Genomic DNA, 25,386 nt, shown 5'->3' on the forward strand with positions numbered 1-25,386 from the left:
GGCGCAGATCGGCTGACGCAAATAGTTATTCAGGCTGGAAGCCAAAAACACCGCCGTTGTGGGTCACCACAACAACCGTGTTGCCCGCAAGCACGGGATCGGCCGCGATGGCAGAGCCGTCGGTGGACACACGGGTCAACGCTGACCCGTCTTCGCGGGACAGGAAATGTACCAGACCCGTGCCATCGCCCACCACCACCGAGCGGCCCACGGCCAACGGTGCCGACAAAGTACGGTAGCGCAGACGCTCCGACGACCACAGACGCTCGCCGTCCGCACGGCTCCAGGCCAGCACATTGCCATCGTTTTCGGTGCCAAAGACCGCAGTGTCGTTGCCACCCACGCCTTCGGAGGCCAACGCGGGCTTAGTCCACAGCAATCGGCCCGTCAGTGCATCTACGCAGCCTACCGCCGACTGGAACGCGCGGGCGCAAACCACATTGCCGACGCGGCTGACGCTGCCGACCAAATCCACTAGGCGCTCGACTTCGTTGGTGCCACGCGGCGCGGCAATAGCGGCTTCCCAGCGGGTGCTGCCATTGGCCGGGTTCATGCCGACCAAGCGGCCCGACATCCCTGCCACCAGGCTATCGCCGACCGCCAGCAAGACGCTGGACTGGCCCAGCACCAGGGCCTCGCCCGTACGCTGCTGGTTCCATAATTTGCGACCGGTCTGGCCATCAAAAGCGACCACCGAACGGTCTGCCGCCAGCAAAAACACGCGCCCCCCGGCTACCAGCGGTGCGGTATAGGTTTGTGCGCCCAGGCGCTGGCGCCATAGCACGCGGCCGGCTTCCAGTGCGACGACTTCATTCTCGCGGGTGACGACGGCGGTGACTTTGCCGTCGCTGCCTACGCCTGCTGACAGGGGTGCCCCCACCGAGGCACGCCACAATTCGCGACCAGTCGCGCCATCCAGCGCCAGTACCGTGCCGTTGTTGCTGGCCACGGCCACCGTGCTGCCGCTGACACCTACCGTCAGCGGGAAACTGACATCGCCCAACTTGGCGTTCCAGGCCTGGCGCACGCCTAGCAAGGCCACGTTAGCAGGCAGATCGACCGGTTTAGGCTTGTCTGGCGTACTGGAACATGCAGCCAAAGCCGCTACCAAAAAACTAGCTACTGATGCACGCAGAACATGCGCTGGAAGCACTTTTTTCATTATTTTTTGATTTCTACAGTGACGGGACTGGCGGCGCTAACCACAGGAGCAGCAGGACGGGGATCGATCCCCAGGCTGTTAAGTTTGATTTCGACGATGCGGCGGTAGTCGTCCAGCGCGTCCAGGCCGGTGTAGGCGGCTTTGTACTGGGCAATCGCCTCGGCTTTGTTGCCTTGCAGGGCGAACACGTCGCCTTTGCGGTCGGCCACCAGGGGCTCGAATTCTTTGGGGAAACTACCCGACAACTGCTTCATCGCTTCGTCATACGACTTGGATTCGAGCAGCACGCTGGCCAGACGCAGGCGCGCCACAGGCTGGTAGCCGTCTTCGGACGACTGTTCGGCCACCCAGGTCAGGGCTGCTTTGCTGGCATCCACATTGCCTTTGTCAAACAGGGTTTTGGCGGCGAGCAGACCGGCTTGCTGGGCAAAGGTGGTGCGGCCGAACTTGTCCTTCATGTCGGCGAAGGCGCGCTCAATTTTGGCGGTATCCCCGGCCTTGGCGGCGCGGTCTACCTCGTCATACAGGGCGGCGGCCTGGGCGGATTGGCTGCGCTGCCAGTATTGATAGCCGTTCCAGCCCGCAAAACCGGCCAGCACCACGATGAGTGACCAGGTGATGAGGTTGCCAAAGCGGTTCCAGAAAGCTTTGAGTTCGTCAAGCTGTTCTTGTTCTTCAAGGTCGAGGTGGTTTGCCATAGGGTTCTGTAGTCGAATTTACGATTGTAGGGTGGTGGCCCAAGCGGCCACGTCGGCCTCACTGCCAAGACGCTGGGTGGTTTGTACACCGCTGCCGTCGCGCAGGGATTTCACCAGCACCAGGTTTTGTGCCAGTTCGTCGGCGCCAAAAATCAACGCGTACCGGGCCCCGCTGCTGTCGGCCTTTTTGAGTTGCGACTTCATGCTGCCCATGCCCTCTGAGGCACCGGCGTGCATCTGCACCTGCACACCGGCACGGCGCAAGGTTTGGATGGTTTGCATGGCTACGGCCAAGGCAGCAGCATCGGGCACCACGGCGTAGGCATCGGCCACCAGCGCGGGCAGCTCCGCGCCCTGCTCCTTGATGAGTTCCAGCACGCGCTCGATGCCCATGCCCCAGCCGACCGCCGGGGTCGGTTTGCCACCCAACAGCTCGAACAGGCCGTCGTAGCGCCCTCCTCCGCACAGCGTGCCCTGGGCACCCAGCTCGTCGGTGATGAACTCGAACACGGTGTGGCTGTAGTAGTCCAGGCCACGCACCAAGCGCGGGTTGATGGTCCACTGCACGCCGCAGGCGGTGAGCAGGCTTTGCACGGTGTCCAGGTGCTTGCGCGAGGCATCGCCCAGATAGCTAAGCAGCTGCGGTGCGTCTTGCACCATGGCTTGCATGGCGGGGTTCTTGGTGTCCAGAATGCGCAGCGGATTGGTCAGCAGGCGGCGCTGGGCATCGGCATCCAGCAGCTCGCGGTGCTGCTCAAAGTACGTGATCAAGGCGGCGCGGTGGGCCTGGCGCTCGGCGGGTACGCCCAGGCTGTTGAGCTCGACCCGCACATTGCGCAGGCCCAGACCGGCCAGCAGCTCGTGGGCCAGCAGCATCAGCTCGGCATCGACCTCGGGCCCGGCAAAGCCCAGGGCTTCGGCACCCAGCTGGTAAAACTGGCGGTAGCGGCCACGCTGGGGCCGCTCGTGGCGGAACATCGGACCCATGTAGTACAGGCGCTTGCCACCGTCGTAGGTAAGGTTGTGCTGGATGGCAGCGCGCACCACGCCGGGGGTGTTCTCGGGGCGCAGGGTGAGCTGCTCCCCGTTCAGTCGGTCTTCGAAGGAGTACATCTCCTTTTCGACAATGTCGGTGGTTTCGCCGGTGCCGCGCACAAACAAAGCAGTGGGTTCGACGATGGGCGTGCGGACCATGCGGTAGGCCGAGCGCGCCATCTGCGTGCGGACCTTGTCCTCCAGCCATTCCCAACGTGCAGAGTCGGGCGGCAGTATGTCGTTCATGCCTTTAACGGCACTGATTTTGTCAGCCATACATCCCATTCACTATTATTTTTATAGCTATAAGCGCATATGAAATATACGCCAGAGGCCGATTTAATACTTAATTTCCACCTAGGCCAGCGCAGGGCTGCCAAAGCGTTTGGCGATGTAGTTTTCTACGATCACCTGGAATTCCTGGGCGATTTTGTCGCCCCGCAAAATGACGCTTTTCTCGCCGTCGATATAGACCGGCGCAGCGGGCGCCTCACCGGTGCCAGGCAGGCTGATACCGATGTCGGCATGCTTGCTCTCGCCGGGGCCGTTGACGATGCAGCCCATCACCGCGACCTTCATGGCCTCGACGCCGGGGTACTGCTCGCGCCAGACGGGCATCTGCGCGCGCAGAAAGTCGTCGATCTGCTTGGTCAGCTCCTGGAAGGTGGTGCTGGTGGTACGGCCACAGCCGGGGCAGGCGGTGACACTAGGCACAAAGCTGCGCAGGCCCAGCGACTGCAGAATTTCAGAAGCTACCACCACCTCTTGCGTGCGGGCCTCGCCGGGCTGGGGCGTGAGCGAGACTCGGATGGTGTCGCCAATGCCTTCTTGCAGCAGCACCGCCAGCGCGGCGCTGGAGGCCACCGTGCCCTTGGTGCCCATGCCTGCTTCGGTCAGACCCAGGTGCAGGGCGTAGCGGCAGCGTTGGGCCAGGGCGCGGTAGACCGAAATCAGGTCCTGCACACCGCTGACCTTGCACGACAAAATGATTTGCTCGGGCGGCAGGCCCATGGATTCGGCCAGCCGGGCGGATTCGATGGCCGAGGTGATCAGCGCCTGGTACATCACCGGCTTGGCATCCCAGGGCACCGCACGGCGGCTGTTTTCGTCCATCAGATTGGCCAGCAGTTGCTGGTCCAGGCTGCCCCAGTTCACGCCAATGCGCACGGCTTTTTTCCAGCGCACGGCGGCTTCGATCATCTGGCCGAACTGGCGGTCGCGCTTGTCGCCCTTGCCCACGTTACCGGGGTTGATGCGGTATTTGGACAAGGCTTCGGCGCAGGCCGGGAAGTCGGTCAGCAGGCGGTGGCCGTTGTAGTGGAAGTCGCCGACCAGGGGCACGTCGATGCCCATGCGGTCGAGCTGTTCACGGATATAGGGCACAGCCTGGGCGGCTTCGGGGGTGTTGACGGTGATGCGCACCATCTCCGAGCCCGCCAGCGCCAGCTCTTTGACCTGGATGGCAGTGCCGATGGCATCCACCGTATCGGTATTGGTCATGGACTGCACCCGCACCGGCGCATCGCCACCCACGGTCACATCTCGGTCGCCCCAGCGCACATGGGCCTGATAGGTGTTGCGCACGCGGGGTGCAGCAGCGTCGATCGGGGTAGAAAAGTCCAGATCTGAGTGCATCACTTCACCTCGAAACGGGCGACACGGTCTTTGGGGAAAGCCGCCATGTCATAAGGCTGGCCGCGCACCTGCAACTGCACGGCATCCACACGGCCCACCACCACGGCCATGGGGAAGGGGCCGGTCACTTCCACGGTGTCACCGGCCTTGAGGGTGCGGCCCACGCCGACCACGCCTTTGGCATCGGTCACCTTGACCCAGGACTCGGCCTGGGCGGTCAGCACCACGGCCTGGGTTGCAGACGCAGCAACCACTGCCGCAGGCGCAATCACCGGCTCCACCGGCAAACTGACGGGCACGGGTTCCGATGCGTCGGCCATCGGCACGGGGACCACTGGGGTTTCCGTCGCCTCGGCACCGGGAGCCAACACGGTCGCTACGTCTTTGGGGGCATCGGAGGATTTGGGCCACAGCACCACCGCCACCGCGGCGACGAGCAAGGCGGCTACCACCAATACCGATGGGTTCAGCATTTGCCCGCGAAGCGATATACGCGGGCCCGATTCCGTGGGGCGGTACGGCGTGTTGATGGACGGAGCCTCGGCACCCAAACGGGACACGCCGGTGGCCGGAAAGTGCGCCAGCACCGGAGCGGGGTCGATTTTGAGGGTGCGGCAAATGCTGGCGGCCAGCGCCCGCGCAAAAGTCAGGTCGGGCAGCAGGTCGATGCGCCCTGCTTCCAGCGCTTCCAGCTTGTTCACCGGCACCTTCAACGACACGGCCAAGGCGGCAACGTGCAGGCCGGTGGCTTCGCGCGCCTTGCGCAGCAAATTGCCAGCCTCTACAGCGGAAGCAGCGGTATCCGGCACCGGGTTCAACGCAATTCCATCTTGCCCCACTGGCTCACTCATCAAATGCCCCTCTGTCATAAGCGGCCAACTCACGCGATTGGCCAAAACGTTTTTTCAATTGATCCACCAGCTGCAGCATGGCTTCGCGGTTTTCCATGCGGCGCTCGACCTTGATGCCGAGCCACAGGGACTCGGCGTTGGCCAGCTCGGAATTATTCAAACGGCGGATGTAGAACTGCGCCCGCAACCACTCGCCACGCTGAAACAGCAGGGTCGACAGGTTGTAGGCAATGATGGGGTTGCCCGCGTCCAACTCGTAAGCGCGGGCCAAGTTGCGCTCGGCCTCGGGTAGCAGGCCGGCGCGCTGCTGGCACAGGCCCTCGGCCATCCAGGTCTTGGACCGCGCACCGTAAGTGGGGTTGGCCAGCGCTTGCTCGAACATCTGGATCGACTCTGGGTACCGGCCTTGCTGGCACATCAACCAGCCGTAGTTGTGCAAGGTATTGGGTTCGCGGGGATTGGTGGCCAGGGCGCGGCGAAAGCTATCTTCGGCTAGACGTAAGTCATTCAGCCGCATGTAGATCAGGCCGCGCAGGTTGTAGGCATCAGAGAAGGACGGGTCGATCACCAATGCCTGCTTCAGCTCGTCCAGGGCCACCGTGGTCTGCCCTTGCTCGAAATAGGCCACGGCGAGCTGCATGCGGGTGCGGGCACGCTTGCGGGCCTCAGGCTCGTCTGAATCGGTGAGCAATTCGCCCTGCGCCACCGGCACGGGGGCGGCTCGGGGTGAGGGCGTGGTCACCGTGCTGCTATTGGAGGTGCTGGTAGTCGTCGTGGTGGTGGTACAGGCCTGGAGGCCGACCAGCAGAGAAAGACCCGCCAACAACCGAACCAGCACCGCAGTGCACAGGATTTTTTGCATGCCTCAAGCCCCCTTAACGTGATGGTTGGATGCGTCTGCCACGGCCGGAACCTGGGCCATCATCACCACCCGTTGCTGCGCCATGCGCTTGACTACCTGGGTGCGGTCTTTTACATCGCCTGCGAGCTGTCCACAGGCGGCATCGATATCGTCACCCCGGGTCTTGCGCACCGTGGTGATGATGCCTGCATCGCTGAGCATCTTGGCAAACGCCGTGACCCGGGCCATGGGCGAGCGCAGCAGACCGGATGCCGGAAAGGGGTTGAAGGGAATCAGGTTGAACTTGCACCACACGCCGGGCTGACGGTACTGTTGCACCAGGGCAATCAGCTGCTGGGCGTGCTCGGGCTGGTCGTTCACGCCGTCCAGCATGCAGTACTCAAAAGTGATGAAGTCGCGCGGCGCGTGCGCCAGGTAGCGGTTGCAAGACTCCAGCAGCTCGGCCAGCGGGTACTTTTTGTTAAGCGGCACCAGGTTGTCGCGCAGCGCATCATTGGGTGCGTGCAGCGACACAGCCAGGGCGACCGGGCAATCCAGACCCAGCCGGTCGATCATCGGCACCACGCCCGAGGTGGACACCGTGACCCGGCGGCGCGACAGGCCATAGCCATGGTCGTCCAGCATGACCTTCAGGGCCGGCACCAGGGCGTTGTAATTTTGCAAGGGCTCGCCCATGCCCATCATCACCACATTGGAGATGACGCGTTCAGAGGTGTTGAGGTGCTTGCGCAGGAAATGCTCGGCAAACCAGAGCTGCGCAACGATTTCACCGGTGGTGAGGTTGCGGCTGAAGCCTTGGTGTCCGGTAGAGCAAAAGCGGCAGCCTACGGCACAGCCCGCCTGGGACGATACACACAGGGTGCCCCGGTCACTTTCGGGAATAAATACGGCTTCAACGGCATTGCCGTCACCCACATCGAACAGCCACTTGATCGTGCCATCGGTGGATGCGTGTTGGCTGATGAGCGGCAGGCCCTGCACATGCGCGCTGGTGGCCAGCTTGTTGCGCAAGGACTTGGCCAGATCGCTCATCTGCTCGAAATCAGTGGCCCCACGTTGGTGGATCCAGCGGAACAGCTGGGTGGCGCGGAAGCGCTTTTCACCGAGCCGTTCGCAAAACGCGGCCAAGCCGTCGAGGTCAAAGTCGAGCAGGTTGGCCGTCATTGCATAAAGCGCTAATTACTTAGCGGCAAAAACATTCAGGCCGGCGAAGAAGAAAGCGATTTCTTCCTTGGCGGTTTCAGCAGCGTCAGAGCCGTGCACGGCGTTGGCATCGATGCTGTCAGCGAAGTCGGCGCGGATAGTGCCAGCGTCGGCCTTCTTGGGGTCGGTAGCGCCCATCAGGTCACGGTTCTTCAGAATGGCGTTTTCGCCTTCCAGAGCCTGGATCATCACGGGGCCGGAGATCATGAACTCGACCAGGTCCTTGAAGAAAGGACGGGCAGCGTGCACAGCGTAGAACGCTTCAGCCTCAAGGCGCGATAGGTGAGCCATACGTGCAGCAATGACCTTCAAGCCTGCAGCTTCAAAACGGGCGTAAATCTGGCCGATGACGTTCTTGGCAACGGCGTCGGGCTTGATGATGGAGAGTGTGCGTTCGATAGCCATAATTTTTCCTAAATTCAGAAATTGGGTTTTATTGAAATTTTGCCAACTAAGCAAAGCCTGCGAGTTTAACCCGGCAGCATGTCCTCTTTACGAATAGGCCGCCGTGGTGTAGGCGATTGCGATGCTTGGCGAGACAATTAGCGGCTACGGCCACCGCTGCGGCCACCATTACCTCCGCTACCGCCATTACCACTGCCGCCACGCCGTGGTCCGCCCTGGTTGGGTTCCTTGCGTTGGCGTACCAGGCTGTCGGCACCGATGTAGCCCAACGAGGTCTTCATCGGGTCGGGCTGGCCGCTCGGGTCTTTGCGCACCGGGCCACGCCCCTTGCCGCCCATCTGGTTGGTCATCAGCGGGTTGGGTGCCGCAGGGGCATTGGCACCCGAGGGACGCGGGCCCCGGCCACCGGTGTTGCGGCCACCACGCGTACGGTTTGGCGCTTCACGTTTATCCAGGGGATTGGGCGGACGGTGGCTGGGCGCGCGGGCCTGGCGGGGCACTTCGTCGAATTCGCCTGCCGGGGCCTTGTTGGCCGCCCGGACAAGGGCCTGGATGTCGCGCTCGTCCAGTTCCATCCAGCCACCGCGCTTGAGGCCGCGTGGCAACAGCATGGCACCATAGCGGATACGGATGAGTCGGCTCACGGCGTGGCCCACGGCTTCCAGCATGCGGCGGACTTCGCGGTTGCGACCTTCGGAGATGGTGACGCGGTACCAGCAATTGGAACCCTCGCCACCCCCTTCTTCGATGCTGCCGAACGAGGCCATGCCGTCGTCCAGCTTGACACCGTCGAGCAGGCGTTGTTTTTCTTCCTTGTTCAAAGCGCCCAGCACGCGCACCGCGTATTCCCGCTCCAGGCCAAAACGCGGGTGCATCAACTGGTTGGCCAGTTCGCCCGAGCTGGTAAACAGCAGTAGGCCTTCGGTATTCAAATCCAACCGCCCCACCGACTGCCACTTGCCCTGGTGCAGCTTGGGCAGACGGCGGAACACGGTGGGCCGGTTTTGCGGGTCGTCATTGGTCACCACTTCGCCGACGGGCTTGTGGTACGCAATCACGCGGGCTGGTGGCGGCTCGATGCGAAACCGCACCGGCTTGCCGTTGACCTTGACCGAGTCGCCGAACTGCACCCGCTGGCCGATATGGGCGGGCTCGTTGTTAACCGAAATACGGCCCTCCAGGATAAGCTGCTCCATCTCCAGGCGCGAACCCATACCGGCCTGGGCCAGTACCTTGTGCAGCTTGGGGCTTTCGGCCTGGGGCAGCAGAACCCGCTTGGCAGGTGTTAGGTCCGGCACCTCTTCGTCGGCATCGAACTGGCCAGACACCACATCCAGAAAGCGGTTGCCCTCCTCGGCCGTCAAGAGGGGGATGGGCAGCGGCGTAGATTCTTCAGGGATGTTCATGGGGTATCTCGGTTATCGGGGCATCCACCGTCTCGGCAGGGCCCTCAGGGGAAATTGGGGAAATCGGAGCAAGCTCCACCAGGGTGGGCTCATCGTTACGGGTCAGTGATGCCAATAACTCGGCGCGCTGCACAGGGTCATCGGCCACCGGCAGTTGGTCCAGCGACGACAGGCCTAAGTCATCCAGAAATTGCCGGGTCGTGGCAAACAAGGCTGGGCGGCCCACAGTTTCGCGGTGGCCAATCACTTCGATCCAGCCTCGATCTTCCAACTGCTTGATGATCATGGCGCTGATGGTGACACCGCGAATTTCCTCCATGTCACCCCGTGTGGCGGGTTGACGGTAGGCAATGATGGCCAAAGTCTCCAGCGTGGCACGACTGTAGCGCGGGGGTTTTTCAGGATACAGGCGGTCCAGGTACTCGCGCATTTCAGGCCGGCTCTGGAATCGCCAGCCACTAGCCACCTGCACCAACTCGACACTGCGCTGGGTCCAGTCGTTTTGCAGGTCCAGCAACAGCGCCTTCACGGTATCGGCACCTAGCGCATCTTCAAACAGCACGCGCATATCGCGTACAGACAAGGGCTGCTGCGCGCAAATTAGCGCAGCTTCGAGGACGCGCTTGGCCTCTGCCGTGTTCATGGTGTATCAATATTCCGGGAAAACGTGCCTAGGACGGCACAAAATCGACAGCGTGGGTTTCAAATTGCAGCCAGCCCTCTGCTCTGTGCAAAGGGTGTCGCAAAAACCGGCGAGCGTCAGAACTACTGCCTGAGCTTCAAAACGCTTTTAGCCATTGTAACTGAGACCCCATGCGGCCAACGCACTGCGCATATCTTCGGGTAACGGTGCGTGGAACTTTAGTGCCTCTCCGGTGATGGGATGCACGAATGCCAACTGCGTCGCATGCAAAGCTTGCCGTACCAGGCCCGCCGCATTAGTTCCACCATATACGCCATCACCCACCAAGGGATGCCCGGCAGAAGCCATGTGCACCCGTATCTGGTGGGTGCGACCGGTGTGCAGCGTGCAACGCACAAAGCAACCCTGGTCGAAGTTATGCAGTAAAGCAATATCGGTCCGGGCAGTTTTACCGCCCTGCACTGCCAGATCCACGACCGCCATGCGCAAACGGTTGCGTGGGTCACGGCCAATCGGAAGCTCGACGGTGCGGTGGGCGGAACCAGCCCAGGGCTTGTGCGCCAAGGCCAGGTATTGGCGACTAACCTCACGCGCTGCAATCAGGGCCACGAGGGCATCCATAGAGGCACGGGTGCGCGCCACCACCATCAAGCCGCTGGTGTCTTTGTCCAGACGGTGGACGATACCCGCCCGAGGCAGCATCTGGGCCTGCACATCCCGCGCCAGCAGCCCGTTAAGCAAGGTGCCGCTCCAGTTGCCCGGCGCAGGGTGCACCACCAGCCCGGCGGGCTTGTGAATGACCCGCAGGTGCTCGTCTTCAAACACCACGTCGAGCGCCATCGCTTCTGGCTTGAAAGCCTGACTTTGCAAGGTGGGACGTAACTCGATCGTGCCGACCTCGCCGGCCCGCACCTTGGCCGACGGCTTGGTGGCCGGCCGCCCTTGCAAGGTGACGGCACCCGACTCGATCAGTTGCTGCAAATAGCTGCGCGAGAACTCGGGCACCAGGTCGACCAGCGCCCGGTCCAACCGCCCGCCGTGCTGGGCCTCGGTGATGGTGAGGGGGCGCAACTCGCTCTCCAAAACAGAATCGAGGCCGGATTCCGCGATGTCTGGAGCGTTTTCGGCAAGCTCTTCGCCTGCAGGGTCGGTCGATATAATCAAATCGCTTAGTTTCAAGAAAGTAGCCTGAGATGTTTCGTTCTAGATTATCGGTGTTCCCTAGCCTCTTGACAGTTGGTCTTGTGGCAGTCTTATCCGCCTGCGCTACGGTGGAAGCAGACAAAACCGTTGGCTGGAGCCCTAATAAAATTTATTCGGAGGCCAAGGACGAGATGAATTCCGGGGCTTACGACAAGGCCGTAAGCCTGTTTGAGAAGCTCGAAGGCCGTGCTGCAGGTACGCCACTGGCCCAACAAGCGCAGCTGGAAAAAGCCTACGCCTATTACAAAACCGGCGACAAAGCCCAGGCGCTGGCAACACTCGACCGCTTTATCAAGCTCCATCCAGCCAGTTCTGCGCTGGATTACGCGCTGTACCTCAAAGGCATCATCAACTTCAACGAGGACTTGGGTTTGTTTTCGTTCCTGAGCCGACAAGACCTGTCTGAACGCGACCAAAAAGCTGCCAAGGAGTCGTTTGAGTCCTTCAAAGAGTTGAGCACACGCTTCCCAGACTCGCGCTACACGCCGGATGCGCGCCAGCGCATGGTCTACATCGTGAACTCTTTGGGCCAGTACGAGGTGCACGTAGCGCGCTACTACTACAGCCGTGGCGCCTATGTGGCTGCCATCAACCGCGCCCAGGCCACACTAGCCGACTACAGCAATGTGCCCGCAGTCGAAGAGGCTTTGTACATCATGGTGAAGTCTTACGATGCCTTAGGGATGGCGCAACTGCGTGACGACACCCAGCGGGTACTAGCCATGAACTACCCCAACAGCCAGTACACCGCCAGTGGCTTCAAGGCTAAGGATTCGCCTTGGTGGAAGGTATGGTAGTCGAGCAAAGCGCTTCCAGCGCTTCCTGAAATTCGGCTTCGGTTTTCAATGTCCGCATGGGCGGCAGCGCTGCCCGAATGCGTTTGCCATAGCCCATACCCACCAGCCGGGTGTCGCACACTACCAGCACACCCCGGTCAGACTCATGCCGTATCAGGCGCCCCGCACCCTGTTTTAATGCCACAGCGGCCTCAGGTACAAAATAATCCATAAACGGGCTACCGCCTTCCGCTTCAATGCGCTGGATGCGTGCCTCGACCACCGGGTCATTTGGCACTGGAAACGGCAACTTGTCGATGATGACCAGCTGCAGCATTTCGCCAGGGACATCCACGCCCTCCCAAAATGAGGCCGATGCCACCAGCACGCAACCTGGCAGGCCGTTTGCGCCCCCCTGGCGCAAACGCTCCATCAAACGACGCTTGGGCCATTGGCCTTGCACCAGTACCTCGATATCTGCGCTACCTGCAAATGCGACTTGCAAACTAGCACCAATGGTCCGCAAGGCGCGTAGCGACGTGGTCAACACCATCGTGCGCCCACCCAGTTGCCGAGCAGCTACAGCGGCTAATGCTGCAACCTGCGCGCTGTGCGAGGGATCGCTAGGTTTGGGCAGATGGCGCGGCACATACAGCGCGGCTTGTGTGGCGTAGTCAAACGGGCTCTCGACTCTTAGACACGTGGCATCCTGCAAGCCACAGCGCTCGGTAAACCAGGCTAGGCGCGCATCGTCACCCAAAGTTGCAGAGGTGAATACCCACGACTTGGCCATCGCGCCCTCGGAGGGTGCCAACAATCGGGTTTGCACCGCGTGGGCAATGTCCAGCGGCGACTCGGTCAAGCGCAACTGTTGGCCCACATCCAGCCAGCGCACCGATGCCGGTTCGCACGCTTCGGCAAACTGTTGCACGCGTTCAGCTAAACCCACGGCACGGGCATGCAGGCGCACGAAATCGGGGGCCAGCTCGGTCACGGTGTCCAGCGCCGCCATCGCCTGCCGCAAGGCCGCCACCACGTCGGCCATGGCATCGCTCCACAAGGCCTCAGGCACCCCATCGGGTGCCGTGCCGGACCAGCGCAGTTTGCTGCCCGCGGGCAGCTTGCCGACCACCAGGCGCAGCTCGCGCACGGCCCACTCCAGCGTCAACACCACCTGTTGCCAGTCCACCAGACCGCGTGCCTGCTGCAAACCCGCCGCCAGCATGTCGCGAGCAAAGTCCAGCCATTGGCCGGTGCTGAGGTGGGTGCCCAGAAACTGCACCCCGGTTTCATTGAGCTGGTGCGCCTCGTCAAAGATGGCGATACGTGCCGTAGGCAGCAGTTCGGCCATACCCGACTCACGCACTGCCAAGTCGGCAAAAAACACATGGTGGTTCAGCACCACCACGTCGGCCGCCAGGGCCTCGCGCCGCGCCAGGTTGACATGGCAAGCACGAAATTGCGGGCATTGCGCGCCCAGACAATTTTCGCGGGTGGAGGTGACCAGCGGCACTAGGGACGAACGCTCATCCAGATCCGACAGCTCCGCTAGGTCCCCGCTGCGGGTGGCCTGCGCCCATTGCTCGATATCGGCCAAGGTTTGCAACACGGGCCGCTCGAAAGCATGCTGGTCCGAGCGGGCTTGGCCCAGGCGGTGCAGGCACAAATAACTGCCCCGCCCTTTCAGCAAAGCAGTGCGCAGCGGCAAACCCAGGGCTTTCAACAAACTCGGCAAGTCACGGCCAAAAAGCTGGTCTTGCAGGGTTTTGGTGGCGGTAGATAGCAGCACTCGCTCGCCGCTGAGCAGCGCCGGGACCAGGTAGGCAAAGGTTTTGCCCACCCCGGTGCCCGCCTCGACCACCAGTACACCGCCCTCTTCTATGGTGCGGCCAATCGCCAACGCCATGTCCAGTTGCCCTTGCCGGGGTTGGAAGTGTGCGGCCGTTCGAGCCAGCGCGCCCTGCGGCGCAAACGCCTCGCGCACCTGGCTTTGCAGACCCATCAGGCTGGCTCTTTGGGGTCTAGGGCCATTTCCAGGCGCGAAATCTTGTCGCGCAGGGCCAGACGGCGCTTTTTCAGGCGCTGCAGCATCAGCTCGTCCAGCGGCTTGTGCTCGACCAGGTAGTCGATCGTGGCATCCAAATCGGCGTGCTCCATGCGTAGCTCGATCAGTTGGCGTTCAGGGGAATGGAGATTGGCAGTCAAGGCAGTGGTCTAGGTAAAGAGGCAAGCCACAGGGGATAAACTGGGGTTTGCCATTATGAGCCGCGACTTTTGCGCCAACCACCAGCGAAGCATTGCACCATGACCCCAGGTTTCAAGATTACGGCTTCAACCTGCCTGCACAAGGGAGACCGCGACTACCAGCAGGACCAACTGGCACTGATCAGCCATGCGCGCGTCAACGGCTGCATTCTGGGCGTGGTGGCCGACGGTATGGGCGGACGCAGCGGCGGGCGCAAGGCCTCTGACCAAGTGATGATGACGGCCAAGCAACTGTTTGAACGCTTTGACCCCTACACCGACGATGCGCCCAGCATGCTCAAACACATCATCGAAGAAGCCCACCTGGTCATCAAGCTCACCGCCATCTCGGCCGAAGAAGAACCCCACAGCACGGCGGCGCTGTTCGTCATCCAGCCCTCAGGTCAATGCTTCTGGGCCCACACCGGTGACTCGCGGATATACCACTACCACCAAACCCAATTGGTAAGGCGCACGCTGGACCATTCCTATGTACAAACGCTGGTGGAGCGCGGCGAGATCACACCCGAAGAAGCCAACAGTCACCCCGACTCCAACATCTTGCTGGGCTGCGTGGGTACCGAGGCCGACCCGCCGGTAGACATCCATACCCTGTCGCAGGTGCGCCCCGGCGATGTCATCATGGCCTGTAGCGACGGCGTGTGGCATTACTTTTCCGAGAGTGAGCTCGGCGAAGTGCTGTGCAGCATGCCGCCGAAGGAAGCGACCGTGTTGCTGATGGAAACAGCCCGCACCCGGGCACGCGGTACTGGCGACAACCTGTCCATGATCGTCATCCACATCGGAGCGCTATAAGTTCAATGCGCAACGCAACGCGTGGCAGAAAATGCCCCGCCGTTGAGCGTCATCGCGATCGGACTTATGTCGCTCAATGCCGTGGGCGGCACGAAACCCAACGCAGTACGCGATGCACGGCTATCACCCCAGTCAACTTGGTTATTGGAAACGATGCCTGTTGCGCTGTTCAACCGGGAACCCATGATCAGCATGCCGCTGCCTTGGCGGTAGTACACCACCGCTCCCTCAGGCGTGTTGCAGTCATAGCGACGCAGTTCATCCGATCCGGTGTACAGCGGTAATTCAGCGTATGCCAAGCCCAATAAGGCGGCACCCGCCAGAACGCCTCCGACCATTTGTAGGCTACGCCGGGTCCAGTGCAGTCTGTTTTTGGGCAATCCCGCTGGCGGGCTTGAGATGGTGATTTGGGCCACCTTTGCAACACGCGGTACCGGGATCACGACCGCCTTCTGAGGACGTAACACAGCCAGCGCTTGCTTTCGCCCTGAAATAATGCGGCTTTCGGCAAAAACAAAAGCGGCCGTCAATAACGGCACCACATCCGCCAGCAATGGTGCCTGCGCCAAGACCCACCCAGACACTGCGGGGTCGCCCACGGCGATATCCCCGGCAAACCAGCCCATCACCACTCCACCGGCCAGCACCCACTGCGGATAACGGCCAAGCAGGGCCATGACAAACATGCTGCCGTACATCAGCAGGGGCACGCTCAGCATCAACCCTATCGCCAACACCCCCATACTGCCCTGCGATACGGCCACCAGCCCGACTACGTTGTCGATGCCCATTACCAGATCGGCGAGCAGGATGACACCGATGACCGGCCAGAATCCTGCAGCCTTCAGGCGTGGGTCCAAAGACTCCTCGACAGCTTCGTCCACTACCAAAAGTTTGATCGCAATACCGACCAGCGCCATACCCCCGACCAGCTTCACATAGGGCACAACCAATAACAACCCAGCCATGGTGCCCAGCAGCAGACGCAAAACAATGGCGCACACCGTGCCAAACAGCAAGGCCTGTCGCCGCTGGGGAGCGGGTAAAAACTGACACGCCATGGCAATCACCACCGCGTTGTCGCCACTCAGCAACAGATCGACGAAGGCGCTCTTCAGCGCCAGATCGGCGTAGTGAAAAAAACTCTCCGGGTTCATGGCTAGTGCAATACGCCTCTACTTTCCAGCTGTAGTCGGCAGGCCAGGGCCGAATTTCAGGTTGCGAAGGAACTCGGTATCTGGCGACAGCACGATGGTCGGACCCGCGTCGGCCAGGGCCTGACGGTAAGTCTGCAAGGACCGGTACAGCCGGTAAAACGGAGGGTCTTTCTGGAACGCACTGGCCAATATGTCGCTGGCTTGCGCATCGGCCTCGCCACGGATAATTTTGGACTGCTGCTGCGCCTCAGACAAAATCACCGTGCGCTCCCGGTCGGCCTTGGCCTGGATTTCCTGCGCCCATTCAAACCCCTGGGCGCGCAGTTCTTTGGCTTCGCGCTGGCGCTCGGACTTCATGCGGTTGTAGATCGCCTGGCTGGTCTCCAGCGGCAGGTCGGCACGGTGAAAGCGCACTTCCGACACTTCAATCCCCAAGGAGAGGGCTTTTTCCTGCACCTCTTTCTGGATATGTTCCACGATGCGGGTGCGCTCTTCGGACAACAACGAGCGCAACATCACCTGCCCCAATTCCTTGCGCAAGGATGAACTCACCAGTTGCGTCAACTGCGGATTCGCCTGTTCCAGCGTGCGCAGCGACTGGTAGAAGCGCAGCGGGTCGTCGATGCGGTAGCGGGTGTAGGTTTGCACCTCCAGCCGCTTTTGGTCACCCAAAATCACCTGCTCGGCCGGTGGCTCCAGCGTCAGCAGACGCTTATCGTAGGTCACCACCGAATCCATCAGCGGCAGCTTGAAACCCAGGCCTGGGGTGGACACCACAGCAATCGGCTTGCCCACCCGCACCATCAAGGCCTGCTGCGTCTCGCTGATCGAATAAGTAGAGGCCGAGACCAGCCACAGCAAAAGCAAAGTAGCCAGCACCAGTACCGTACGGGTTCGGGACAACCGGGCACTCACTTGGCCACCTCCGCCGCTCGGAGCTTGTCTTTCTCGGCCAAGGGCATATAGGGCACCACGCCTGACACGCCTTTGCCCGAGGTGTCGATGATGACCTTGCTGGCCTTCTTCAGCACCTCGTCCACACTCTCCAGATACAGGCGCCACGCCGTCACATCTTTGGCCTTGGCATAGCTTTGGTACACCGATAAAAAGCTTTGCGCCTCGCCGTGGGCCAGGTTCACCACCTGGCTTTTGTAGGCCTCGGCTTCTTGCTGGATATGCGATGCCTCACCGCGCGCGTGCGGAATTATGTCGTTGGAATACGCATCGGCCTCGTTGCGGGCCCGCTCTTGGTCGGCACGGGCGCGCTGCACGTCGTTGAATTCGTCAATTACTGCGGCAGGTGGGTCTACCCGCTGCAACTGCACCTGGGTGATCAAAATGCCCGAGTTTTGCTTGTCCAGCAGGTTTTGCAGCAGTTCGCGCGTCTGGTCGCCGATTTGCTGGCGCTTGTCAGACATGGCCGCCTGGATGGGTGTGCGGCCAATGATCTCGCGCAGCGCGCTCTCGGCCACGATCTTCACCGCTGCCTCGGGGTTGTTGACGCGGAACAAAAACTGCCCGGCATCCTTGATGCGCCAGAACACCGCGCACTCGGCTTCCACGATATTTTCGTCCCCGGTCAGCATCTGGCGCACATGGGAATCCTCGCCCTCCTTGGCCGCAGTGCTATCGCCCAGCTGCAGCTGGTTCACTTGCGTGACCTTGGGCAGCAAAATTATCTCTACAGGGTAAGGCCAGTGGTAATGCAAACCTGGGCCGGTGGTCTCGGTATATTTACCGAAACGCAGCACCACGCCCTGCTCGTCTGGCTGCACCTTGTAAATACCAGCATTGACCCAGCCAACCAAGACCAAGCCGCCCAGCAAGAACAGGCCCTTGTCGCGCAATCCGAACAGGTGCAGGTAGTACCTAACCCACTGCAACCAGGCATAGGGCTTGGTTTTGGGCGGTGGCGCAGCGTCTTCAGCCGACAAAAAACACGACCATGGACGCAAGCAGGCAATAGATACCAAAAAGATACCAACGCTCATGCGCCAGCCAGCTGGAAAGCCAGCGCAAAGCCAGCAAGCCCGACACAAAGCTCATCGCCATACCCAACAGGCTGGGCACCAGCAGGTGCAGCACGCTGGCACCGGCACCACTGGCCAGAGGCATCTTTAAAAAGCGATAGCCTTCCTTCACGATCACGGCTGGGGTCAGCACCACGGCCAGTGCAAAGCTGAACGCTTCTGCCCGCACCCGCGCCACTCCCAGAGCGAGGCCGGTTGAAATGGTGGCACCCGAACGCGACAGACCACGAAACGGCAGGCAAATGCCCTGCACCGCCCCCACCACGCCCGCACTGCGCACGGTCAGTGGGCCACCGGTGTCGCCTTTGCGCGTGTTGCCAAAAGCCGAGTACAAAATTAACAACCCGGTAACGGCCAACCCAGCGGCCATGATCTGCGGATTGCCAAACAGGTGTTCGATCTCAAAGGCCGGGTTGTTCGCGGCATACAGGTGTTTGATGATTTGCAATAGCGTCAGACCGACGATGCCGGTCAACACGGTGGCCACCACCAGATGGAGGCCGTTGGTCCGCAAGGCCCGGGCCGATGCGAAGTAGGTACTGCGCCAGGTGCGCCAAAAGTACACGATCACCGCGAACATCGTGCCCGTGTGCAGCATCACCAGCAAGAGCGTCATTTCGGGAGAGGTGGGGTCCAGACCCATCAACTTCTCCGCCATGATGACGTGGGCCGAGCTGGACACCGGAAGCAGTTCGCAGATACCTTGCACAAACGCAAGGACCAGCACATTCAATAAGGTCATGGGGGTGGGTGGCAGAGAAATACTACGGCAGACGCAGCGAACGAGACCCTGGCAGAGTCCCTGGAATTTTCCGAATTCTAGAGGTGGTTTTCGTCTGTAAAGCAATCTTTACTGCGGCCATGTCAGCGCATACAGGCGAAAAAAAGCACCTAGCTGCTGGCGCTAAGTGCTTTGATTTGATTTGGTGGGCGATGCAAGTTTCGAACTTGCGACCCCTGCAGTGTGAATGCAGTGCTCTACCCCTGAGCTAATCGCCCTGATATTCGTTAGATTACGACTTGTTAATCGCTATCAGGTTAGCTTCGAATTATACAACATCTTTTTCAAGGATTCGCCAAACCGTCTTGCCGCCGCTCGATTTATCGAGTTGTTTCAGCAAGTCCTGGTGGGCAGTGGCTTCTTCTTCGCTGATGTGCAGCACGGGCAGCACAAAGCCGCTCAGGTCCATCTGCGGCACAGTGGCGACGGTGGTGTCTTCATCGCCCACATCAATCAGCAGCGCATCTTGGCCGCGCGTGAGGTTGATGTAGACCTGCGACAGCAGCTCGGCATCCAGCAAAGCGCCGTGCACGTCGCGGCCCGAACGGTCCACTTCCAGCCGGTCGCACAGGGCATCGAGCGAATTGCGCTTGCCCGGGTAGAGCTCCTTGGCCATGGCCAAGGTGTCGATCACGCCGCTGACAAAATGCTTCAGCGGCGGCTTGCCCAAGCGCTCCAGCTCTTTGTTAAGAAAGCCAACGTCGAACGCCGCGTTGTGGATGACCAGCTCGGCATCCTGGCAGTAGGCCAAAAACGCGTCCACGATCTCGGCGAACTTGGGCTTGTCGCGCAAGAATTCGGTGGTGATGCCGTGCACCCGCAGCGCGTCTTCGTGGCTGTCGCGCTCGGGGTTGATGTAGTGGTGGAAATGGTGGCCGGTGAGCTTGCGGTTGAGCAGCTCGACGCAGCCAATTTCCAGCACGCGGTCGCCGCCCGCCGCCGACAGGCCGGTGGTTTCGGTATCCAGAATGATTTGGCGCATAACTATCTTTTTAATAGCTGCTAGTGCAGGCAGTACCTGCGCTAGCGGCCGTTTTTATCAATGAAGTTCTTTGGCGTGGTTCACTGTGTATTTGGGGATTTCCACGGTCACGTTTTGCTGGCTCAGGAACGCCTGGCAGCCCAAACGCGACTGCGGCTCCAGGCCCCAGGCGCGGTCCAACAGGTCTTCTTCATTTTCGTCGAGCTCGCCCAGTGACTGGAAGCCCTCGCGCACAATAACGTGGCAGGTAGTGCAGGCACAACTCATGTCGCAGGCGTGCTCGATGTTGATGTGGTTGTCCAGCATGGCTTCGCAGATCGAGGTGCCCGCGGGCGCGCTGATCTCGGCACCTTGCGGGCAGTATTCGGGGTGGGGCAGGATTTTGATGATGGGCATGTCAGAGGGTCTCGATGTTCTTGCCGGACAGGGCGTGCTGGATACCCCGGTTCATGCGGGCAGCGGCGAAGGCTTCGGTGCCGTCGGCCAGTTTTTTGGTGGCGGCTTCGACCAGCTTGGCATCGGTGAGCAGCTTGGCTTGGACCAGTTCGGCTCGCAGCGCCTCCACTAAGGCCCGCTCGGCATCCGACAGCAAATCGCCGTCGGCCGCCAGCGCGCTTTGGGTGGCCAGCAGCATGCGGTCGGCATCCACGCGGGCCTCGACTAGGGCACGAGCCTGCATGTCTTGGGCGGCAGTATGGAAGCTGTCTTGCAGCATCTGGGCGATCTGCTCGTCGCTCAGGCCGTAGCTGGGCTTGACGGTGATGTGTGCTTCCACGCCGCTGCCCTGCTCTTTCGCGGCCACGCTGAGCAGGCCGTCGGCATCCACCGTGAATGTGACGCGGATGCGCGCTGCGCCTGCGGCCATAGGCGGAATGCCGCGCAGCTCGAAGCGGGCCAGGCTGCGGCAGTCGGCCACCAGATCGCGCTCGCCCTGCACCACGTGCAAGGCCAGGGCCGTCTGGCCGTCCTGGTAGGTGGTGAAATCCTGCGCCATCGCGGTGGGAATGGTCTGGTTGCGCGGCACGATGCGCTCGACCAAGCCGCCCATGGTCTCAATGCCCAGCGACAGCGGAATTACGTCCAGCAGCAGCAAGTCCCCTGCCCCGCTGTTGCCCGCCAACTGGTTGGCCTGGATGGCAGCCCCCAGAGCGACGACTTCGTCCGGGTTCAGGTTGGTGAGCGGCGCACGGCTAAAGAAGTCGGCCACGGCGCGCTGGATCTGCGGCATGCGGGTGGAGCCGCCGACCATCACCGTGCCCTGCACTTCGTCCACGGTCAACTTAGCATCGCGCAGCGCCTTCCGCACGGCGGCCATGGTCCGGGCGGTGAGGTGAGCGGTAGCTGCTTCAAAGTCGGATTTTTTAACGTCAAATCCAATGCTAGCACTGGACAGATTTGCACGAATAGCTACTAAATTCGTAGCAGACAGGGCTTCCTTGCAGGCGCGGGCTGCGGCATTCAAAGCCACTTTGTCGGATGCAGTGACCGCCTGCTGGCCAGTTTGGGCCAACACCCAGTCGGCCAGTGCGCGGTCGTAGTCGTCGCCGCCCAGGGCCGCGTCGCCGCCGGTGGCAATCACCTCGAACACGCCCTGGCTCAGGCGCAGGATGCTGATGTCGAAGGTTCCGCCGCCCAGGTCGTACACCGCATAAATACCTTCACTGCCGTTGTCCAGCCCGTAGGCGATGGCCGCGGCCGTGGGCTCGTTGATCAGGCGCAGCACATTCAAACCGGCGAGTTGCGCCGCGTCCTTCGTGGCCTGGCGCTGGGCATCGTCGAAGTAGGCAGGCACGGTGATGACCGCGCCGTACACGTCGTCCAGAAAGCTGTCTTCGGCCCGGAAACGCAGGGTCGCCAGGATCTCGGCACTGACCTCCACTGGAGACTTTTCGCCATGCGCGGTCTGCAGGCCGACCATGCCGGGCTTGTCAATGAACACGTAGGGCAGCTTTTCGCGCTGGGCGATGTCGGCTAGGCCGCGGCCCATGAAACGCTTGACGGAGGCAATGGTGTTTTCGGGGTCGCTGGCCTGGGCGGCCAAGGCGTCATGGCCGATCTGGCGTTTGTCGCCCGCCAGGTAGCGCACCACGCTGGGCAGAATCACGCGGCCCTGGTCGTCGGGCAGACAGACGGCTTCGCCGCTAAGCACGGTGGCGACCAGCGAGTGGGTGGTGCCGAGGTCGATGCCGACGGCATGGCGACGCTGGTGCGGGTCGGGCGACTGGCCGGGTTCGGAAATTTGAAGAAGCGCCATGGAATTTTTCAGTTAATCGCGAATTGTCACAGGGAGTCGATGGCATCGTCCACGTCGCGGGCAAAGCGCTCGATGAACATCAGGGCGCGGACCTGCTGGGCGGCGGCGGCGTAGTCATGGACGACGTCCAGCAGCCGAGCGCATTGGGCTAGGCCATCACGGCGCGCTTGCAGCACTTCGGTGTTCAAAGCCTCCAGTGCGGCGGCGCTGCTGGCATCGTCCAGAGCCTCGCGCCACTCCATCTGCTGCACCAAGAATGCGGTGGGCATGGCGGTGTTGTTTTCGGCTTGGATGGGCGCGCCATGGAGCTCGCACAGGTAGGCTGCGCGCTTGAGCGGGTCTTTCAGCCGCGCCCAGGCTTCGTTGATGCGCACTGACCACTGCATGGCCACGCGCTGCACCGCGCCGGCCTGGGCAGCAAAGCGGTCCGGGTGCGCTTCGCGTTGCAAGGCCTGCCAGCGGGTCTGCATGGCGGCGTGGTCCTGCGTGAACTGCACGGGGATTTCAAACAGCTCGAAGTCGTTGGATTGGAGGTTCATACATGCCAAGAAAAAACCGCCGGGGCTAGCAGGCTGCTCAGCTCGGGCGGTTAGTGTTCGGAGCGCTGCCGTTAGATTCGGAAGCTCTCTCCGCAGCCACATTTATCGCGCTCGTTGGGGTTTTCGAACTTAAAGCCTTCGTTCAGGCCTTCGCGCACAAAGTCGAGCTGCGTACCGTCGATGTAGACCAGGCTTTTCGGATCGACCAGCACCTTCACGCCGTGGCCTTCGAAGATCACGTCTTCGGGGGCGAACTCGTCTACGTACTCCAGCTTGTAGGCCAGGCCCGAGCAACCCGTGGTTTTGACGCCCAGGCGAACGCCCACACCCTTGCCACGTTTGGCCAAGTAGCGGGTGACGTGCCGGGCAGCGGCCTCAGTCAGCGTGACAGCCATGTTCAGTGGACCTGGGCAGCCGCCGCAGCGTGTTTTTGCTTGTAGTCATTGACCGCAGCCTTGATGGCATCTTCGGCCAGGATGGAGCAGTGGATCTTGACCGGGGGCAACGCCAACTCTTCGGCGATCTGGCTGTTTTTCAGCGCAGCCGCTTCGTCCAGGGTTTTGCCCTTGACCCATTCGGTAACCAGCGAGCTGGACGCGATAGCCGAGCCGCAACCGTAGGTCTTGAAACGTGCATCTTCGATCACGCCGGTGACGGGGTTGACCTTGATCTGCAACTTCATCACGTCGCCGCAAGCCGGTGCGCCGACCATGCCGGTACCTACGCTGTCGTCGCCTTTTTCAAACGAGCCGACGTTGCGGGGGTTTTCATAGTGGTCAACCACTTTTTCAGAATAAGCCATGGTGTTTTACCTCTTCAATTCAAATCAATGTGCGGACCATTGGATGGTGCTGATATCGATACCATCTTGGTACATTTCCCACAAAGGGCTCAGGTCGCGCAGCTTGGCCACGTTGACCTTGATGGTATCGACCGCGTAGTCGATGTCGGCTTCGGTGGTCCAGCGGCCAATAGTCATGCGCAGGCTGCTGTGGGCCAGCTCATCGCTGCGGCCCAGGGCGCGCAACACGTAACTGGGTTCCAGGCTCGCGGATGTGCACGCCGAACCGCTGGAAACCGCCAAGCCCTTGATGCCCATGATCAGCGACTCGCCTTCGACGTAGTTGAAACTCATGTTCAGGTTGTGCGGCACGCGTTGCGTTTCATGGCCGTTAATGAACACCTGTTCCACATCTTTCAAACCGGCCAACATGCGGTCGTGCAATGCTTGGATACGGACGTTTTCCACTGCCATTTCTTCCTTGGCGATGCGGTAAGCCTCGCCCATGCCGACGATCTGGTGCGTGGGCAAGGTGCCAGAGCGCATGCCGCGCTCGTGGCCACCGCCGTGCATTTGCGCTTCCAGGCGGATGCGTGGCTTGCGGCGCACGAACAGCGCGCCTATGCCTTTAGGGCCGTAGGTTTTGTGCGAGGTCAGGCTCATCAGATCGACGGGCATTTTCGACAAATCGAATTCGACGCGACCCGTGGCTTGCGCGGCATCCGAGTGGAAGATCACCCCCTTTTCGCGGCAGATGGCACCGATGGCGGCGATGTCCTGGATCACGCCGATTTCGTTGTTCACGAACATCACGCTGGCCAGGATGGTGTCGGGGCGGATGGCCGCCTTGAAGGCGTCCAAATCGACCAAGCCATCGGCCTGCACGTCCAGGTAGGTGACTTCAAAACCTTGGCGCTCCAGTTCGCGGCAGGTATCAAGCACGGCTTTGTGCTCGGTCTTGACTGTGATGATGTGCTTACCCTTGGTTTTGTAGAAATGCGCTGCGCCCTTGAGTGCCAGGTTGTTGGATTCGGTGGCACCCGAAGTCCAGACGATTTCACGCGGATCGGCACCGATCAAGGCAGCCACCTGTTCGCGGGCTTTTTCCACGGCGGCTTCGGCCTCCCAGCCCCATGCATGGCTGCGCGACGCGGGGTTGCCGAAGTGTTCGCGCAACCAGGGAATCATGGCATCCACCACCCGCTCATCGCAAGGGTTGGTGGCGCTGTAATCCATGTAAATGGGGAAGTGTGGGGTATCCATTGGCTAGCTCTCAAAAACTTTTGGTGATGGCTGGCTTTTAAAAAAGCGCTGTTAAAAAATCAGGATTTGGCAAAGACATTGCCGAGGGCGAACACCGAATTCGGTCCGGTGATGCGCATGGGCTTAACCACCGGCATGCTGGAAATAGCACGCTTGACCATGGGCTTGCTTTCGATCTGCACGCCCTTGGCAAGTTGCTCGTCCACCAGCTTTTGCAAGCTCACGGAGTCCAGAAATTCGACCATGCGGGTGTTCAGCGAGGCCCATAGGTCGTGCGTCATGCAACGGCCAGCTTCGCCCAGACAGTTTTCCTTACCGCCACACTGGGTCGCGTCCATCGGCTCATCTACCGACACAATGATGTCGGCCACGGTGATGTCGGTGGCTTTACGGCCCAGGGTGTAGCCGCCGCCGGGTCCGCGGGTGGACTCGACCAGCTCATGGCGGCGCAGTTTGCCGAACAGTTGCTCTAGGTACGAGAGAGAAATTTGTTGCCGTTGGCTGATGGCCGCGAGCGTGACGGGGCCGTTATTCTGGCGCAGGGCCAGATCAATCATGGCAGTGACCGCAAAACGGCCTTTAGTGGTGAGACGCATCGCAAGCTCCTGTTTTAGTGGGCCTTGGGGCGCACGGTTGCCGTGCGCCTCTTGTAGGCAGTAC

At 61.2% G+C, this 25,386-nt stretch carries 27 protein-coding genes and 1 tRNA gene; 2 read left to right on the forward strand and 26 right to left on the reverse strand.

From position 1 onward, the window contains the following. Nucleotides 1–25: 25 nt before the first annotated feature. From bamB to Q0T48_RS08680, 11 genes are all read right to left on the reverse strand, one after another. Nucleotides 26–1,162, reverse strand: a complete 1,137-nt coding sequence (gene bamB, locus Q0T48_RS08630; protein WP_295955120.1) for an outer membrane protein assembly factor BamB — start codon at nt 1,160–1,162, stop codon at nt 26–28. Beyond that, nucleotides 1,162–1,860, reverse strand: a complete 699-nt coding sequence (locus tag Q0T48_RS08635) for a tetratricopeptide repeat protein (protein WP_295955123.1) — start codon at nt 1,858–1,860, stop codon at nt 1,162–1,164. The genes bamB and Q0T48_RS08635 overlap by 1 nt, the downstream gene beginning before the upstream one ends. Before the next feature lie 18 nt (nt 1,861–1,878). After that, nucleotides 1,879–3,171, reverse strand: a complete 1,293-nt coding sequence (hisS, locus tag Q0T48_RS08640) for a histidine--tRNA ligase (RefSeq protein ID WP_295955124.1) — start codon at nt 3,169–3,171, stop codon at nt 1,879–1,881. A gap of 81 nt (nt 3,172–3,252) precedes the next feature. Further along, nucleotides 3,253–4,530 carry a flavodoxin-dependent (E)-4-hydroxy-3-methylbut-2-enyl-diphosphate synthase gene (gene ispG, locus Q0T48_RS08645; protein WP_295955127.1) on the reverse strand — a complete coding sequence of 426 codons (1,278 nt, stop codon included), beginning with the start codon at nt 4,528–4,530 and terminating at the stop codon, nt 3,253–3,255. Beyond that, nucleotides 4,530–5,381: a helix-turn-helix domain-containing protein gene (locus tag Q0T48_RS08650; protein WP_295955129.1), complete on the reverse strand. Its 852-nt coding sequence runs from the start codon at nt 5,379–5,381 to the stop codon at nt 4,530–4,532. Before Q0T48_RS08650 ends, ispG begins: the two co-directional genes overlap by 1 nt. Next, nucleotides 5,374–6,243 (reverse strand): type IV pilus biogenesis/stability protein PilW, encoded by an 870-nt coding sequence (gene pilW / locus Q0T48_RS08655; RefSeq protein WP_295955131.1) that lies wholly within the window; start codon nt 6,241–6,243, stop codon nt 5,374–5,376. Before pilW ends, Q0T48_RS08650 begins: the two co-directional genes overlap by 8 nt. Before the next feature lie 3 nt (nt 6,244–6,246). Continuing rightward, the gene (rlmN, locus tag Q0T48_RS08660) at nt 6,247–7,407 is read right to left on the reverse strand and encodes a 23S rRNA (adenine(2503)-C(2))-methyltransferase RlmN (protein ID WP_295955134.1); all 1,161 of its coding nucleotides are present in this window, start codon (nt 7,405–7,407) and stop codon (nt 6,247–6,249) included. A gap of 15 nt (nt 7,408–7,422) precedes the next feature. Beyond that, nucleotides 7,423–7,851 carry a nucleoside-diphosphate kinase gene (gene ndk / locus Q0T48_RS08665; protein WP_295955137.1) on the reverse strand — a complete coding sequence of 143 codons (429 nt, stop codon included), beginning with the start codon at nt 7,849–7,851 and terminating at the stop codon, nt 7,423–7,425. A gap of 137 nt (nt 7,852–7,988) precedes the next feature. Continuing rightward, complete coding sequence (locus Q0T48_RS08670) at nt 7,989–9,257, reverse strand: pseudouridine synthase (protein WP_295955140.1); 1,269 nt, start codon at nt 9,255–9,257, stop codon at nt 7,989–7,991. Next, nucleotides 9,244–9,900 (reverse strand): SMC-Scp complex subunit ScpB, encoded by a 657-nt coding sequence (gene scpB / locus Q0T48_RS08675; protein ID WP_295955143.1) that lies wholly within the window; start codon nt 9,898–9,900, stop codon nt 9,244–9,246. Before scpB ends, Q0T48_RS08670 begins: the two co-directional genes overlap by 14 nt. A 147-nt stretch (nt 9,901–10,047) precedes the next feature. Next, entirely contained in the window at nt 10,048–11,010 is a 963-nt protein-coding gene (locus tag Q0T48_RS08680; RefSeq protein WP_295955232.1) for an RluA family pseudouridine synthase, read from the reverse strand. 83 nt (nt 11,011–11,093) lie between these two features. On the opposite strand from Q0T48_RS08680, the gene Q0T48_RS08685 reads away from it, so the two are divergent. After that, nucleotides 11,094–11,900 (forward strand): outer membrane protein assembly factor BamD, encoded by an 807-nt coding sequence (locus Q0T48_RS08685; RefSeq protein ID WP_295955145.1) that lies wholly within the window; start codon nt 11,094–11,096, stop codon nt 11,898–11,900. Here Q0T48_RS08685 and Q0T48_RS08690 read toward each other — a convergent pair. Both Q0T48_RS08690 and Q0T48_RS08695 read right to left on the reverse strand, forming a co-directional pair. Next, complete coding sequence (locus Q0T48_RS08690; protein ID WP_295955147.1) at nt 11,869–13,881, reverse strand: ATP-dependent DNA helicase; 2,013 nt, start codon at nt 13,879–13,881, stop codon at nt 11,869–11,871. The two genes, Q0T48_RS08685 and Q0T48_RS08690, sit on opposite strands and share 32 nt — an antisense overlap. Continuing rightward, entirely contained in the window at nt 13,881–14,084 is a 204-nt protein-coding gene (locus Q0T48_RS08695; RefSeq protein WP_295955150.1) for a DUF465 domain-containing protein, read from the reverse strand. Before Q0T48_RS08695 ends, Q0T48_RS08690 begins: the two co-directional genes overlap by 1 nt. 99 nt (nt 14,085–14,183) lie before the next feature. Between Q0T48_RS08695 and Q0T48_RS08700 the strand changes: the two genes are divergently transcribed. Next, nucleotides 14,184–14,939 (forward strand): protein phosphatase 2C domain-containing protein, encoded by a 756-nt coding sequence (locus tag Q0T48_RS08700; protein WP_295955153.1) that lies wholly within the window; start codon nt 14,184–14,186, stop codon nt 14,937–14,939. A 2-nt stretch (nt 14,940–14,941) separates the two neighbouring features. On the opposite strand, the gene Q0T48_RS08705 is transcribed toward Q0T48_RS08700, so the two are convergent. The 13 genes from Q0T48_RS08705 to iscR form a co-directional block, all read right to left on the reverse strand. Then, nucleotides 14,942–16,096: a YjbE family putative metal transport protein gene (locus tag Q0T48_RS08705; RefSeq protein WP_295955155.1), complete on the reverse strand. Its 1,155-nt coding sequence runs from the start codon at nt 16,094–16,096 to the stop codon at nt 14,942–14,944. A gap of 18 nt (nt 16,097–16,114) precedes the next feature. Next, complete coding sequence (locus Q0T48_RS08710) at nt 16,115–16,999, reverse strand: protease modulator HflC (protein WP_295955158.1); 885 nt, start codon at nt 16,997–16,999, stop codon at nt 16,115–16,117. An 8-nt stretch (nt 17,000–17,007) separates the two neighbouring features. Continuing rightward, nucleotides 17,008–18,030, reverse strand: a complete 1,023-nt coding sequence (hflK, locus tag Q0T48_RS08715; protein WP_295955160.1) for an FtsH protease activity modulator HflK — start codon at nt 18,028–18,030, stop codon at nt 17,008–17,010. Next, entirely contained in the window at nt 18,020–18,868 is an 849-nt protein-coding gene (locus tag Q0T48_RS08720) for an undecaprenyl-diphosphate phosphatase (RefSeq protein WP_295955164.1), read from the reverse strand. Before Q0T48_RS08720 ends, hflK begins: the two co-directional genes overlap by 11 nt. Before the next feature lie 182 nt (nt 18,869–19,050). Continuing rightward, nucleotides 19,051–19,125, reverse strand: a tRNA-Val gene (locus Q0T48_RS08725). Between the two features lie 50 nt (nt 19,126–19,175). Further along, nucleotides 19,176–19,889 (reverse strand): DNA polymerase III subunit epsilon, encoded by a 714-nt coding sequence (gene dnaQ, locus Q0T48_RS08730; RefSeq protein WP_295955166.1) that lies wholly within the window; start codon nt 19,887–19,889, stop codon nt 19,176–19,178. Nucleotides 19,890–19,946: 57 nt separating this feature from the next. Then, nucleotides 19,947–20,285 carry an ISC system 2Fe-2S type ferredoxin gene (gene fdx, locus Q0T48_RS08735; RefSeq protein WP_295955169.1) on the reverse strand — a complete coding sequence of 113 codons (339 nt, stop codon included), beginning with the start codon at nt 20,283–20,285 and terminating at the stop codon, nt 19,947–19,949. A 1-nt stretch (nt 20,286) separates the two neighbouring features. Then, nucleotides 20,287–22,143, reverse strand: a complete 1,857-nt coding sequence (hscA, locus tag Q0T48_RS08740) for a Fe-S protein assembly chaperone HscA (RefSeq protein ID WP_295955171.1) — start codon at nt 22,141–22,143, stop codon at nt 20,287–20,289. 26 nt (nt 22,144–22,169) lie between these two features. Next, nucleotides 22,170–22,682, reverse strand: a complete 513-nt coding sequence (gene hscB, locus Q0T48_RS08745) for a Fe-S protein assembly co-chaperone HscB (protein WP_295955174.1) — start codon at nt 22,680–22,682, stop codon at nt 22,170–22,172. A gap of 71 nt (nt 22,683–22,753) precedes the next feature. Beyond that, nucleotides 22,754–23,077: an iron-sulfur cluster assembly protein IscA gene (gene iscA / locus Q0T48_RS08750; RefSeq protein ID WP_295955176.1), complete on the reverse strand. Its 324-nt coding sequence runs from the start codon at nt 23,075–23,077 to the stop codon at nt 22,754–22,756. A 2-nt stretch (nt 23,078–23,079) separates the two neighbouring features. Continuing rightward, complete coding sequence (gene iscU, locus Q0T48_RS08755; protein ID WP_295955178.1) at nt 23,080–23,484, reverse strand: Fe-S cluster assembly scaffold IscU; 405 nt, start codon at nt 23,482–23,484, stop codon at nt 23,080–23,082. Nucleotides 23,485–23,508: 24 nt separating this feature from the next. Continuing rightward, entirely contained in the window at nt 23,509–24,726 is a 1,218-nt protein-coding gene (locus Q0T48_RS08760) for an IscS subfamily cysteine desulfurase (protein ID WP_295955181.1), read from the reverse strand. 59 nt (nt 24,727–24,785) lie between these two features. After that, the gene (gene iscR / locus Q0T48_RS08765) at nt 24,786–25,322 is read right to left on the reverse strand and encodes a Fe-S cluster assembly transcriptional regulator IscR (RefSeq protein ID WP_295955184.1); all 537 of its coding nucleotides are present in this window, start codon (nt 25,320–25,322) and stop codon (nt 24,786–24,788) included. Nucleotides 25,323–25,386 lie beyond the last annotated feature (64 nt).

The sequence above is a fragment of the Rhodoferax sp. genome, from assembly GCF_025354435.1.
Lineage (GTDB): Bacteria > Pseudomonadota > Gammaproteobacteria > Burkholderiales > Burkholderiaceae_C > Rhodoferax_B.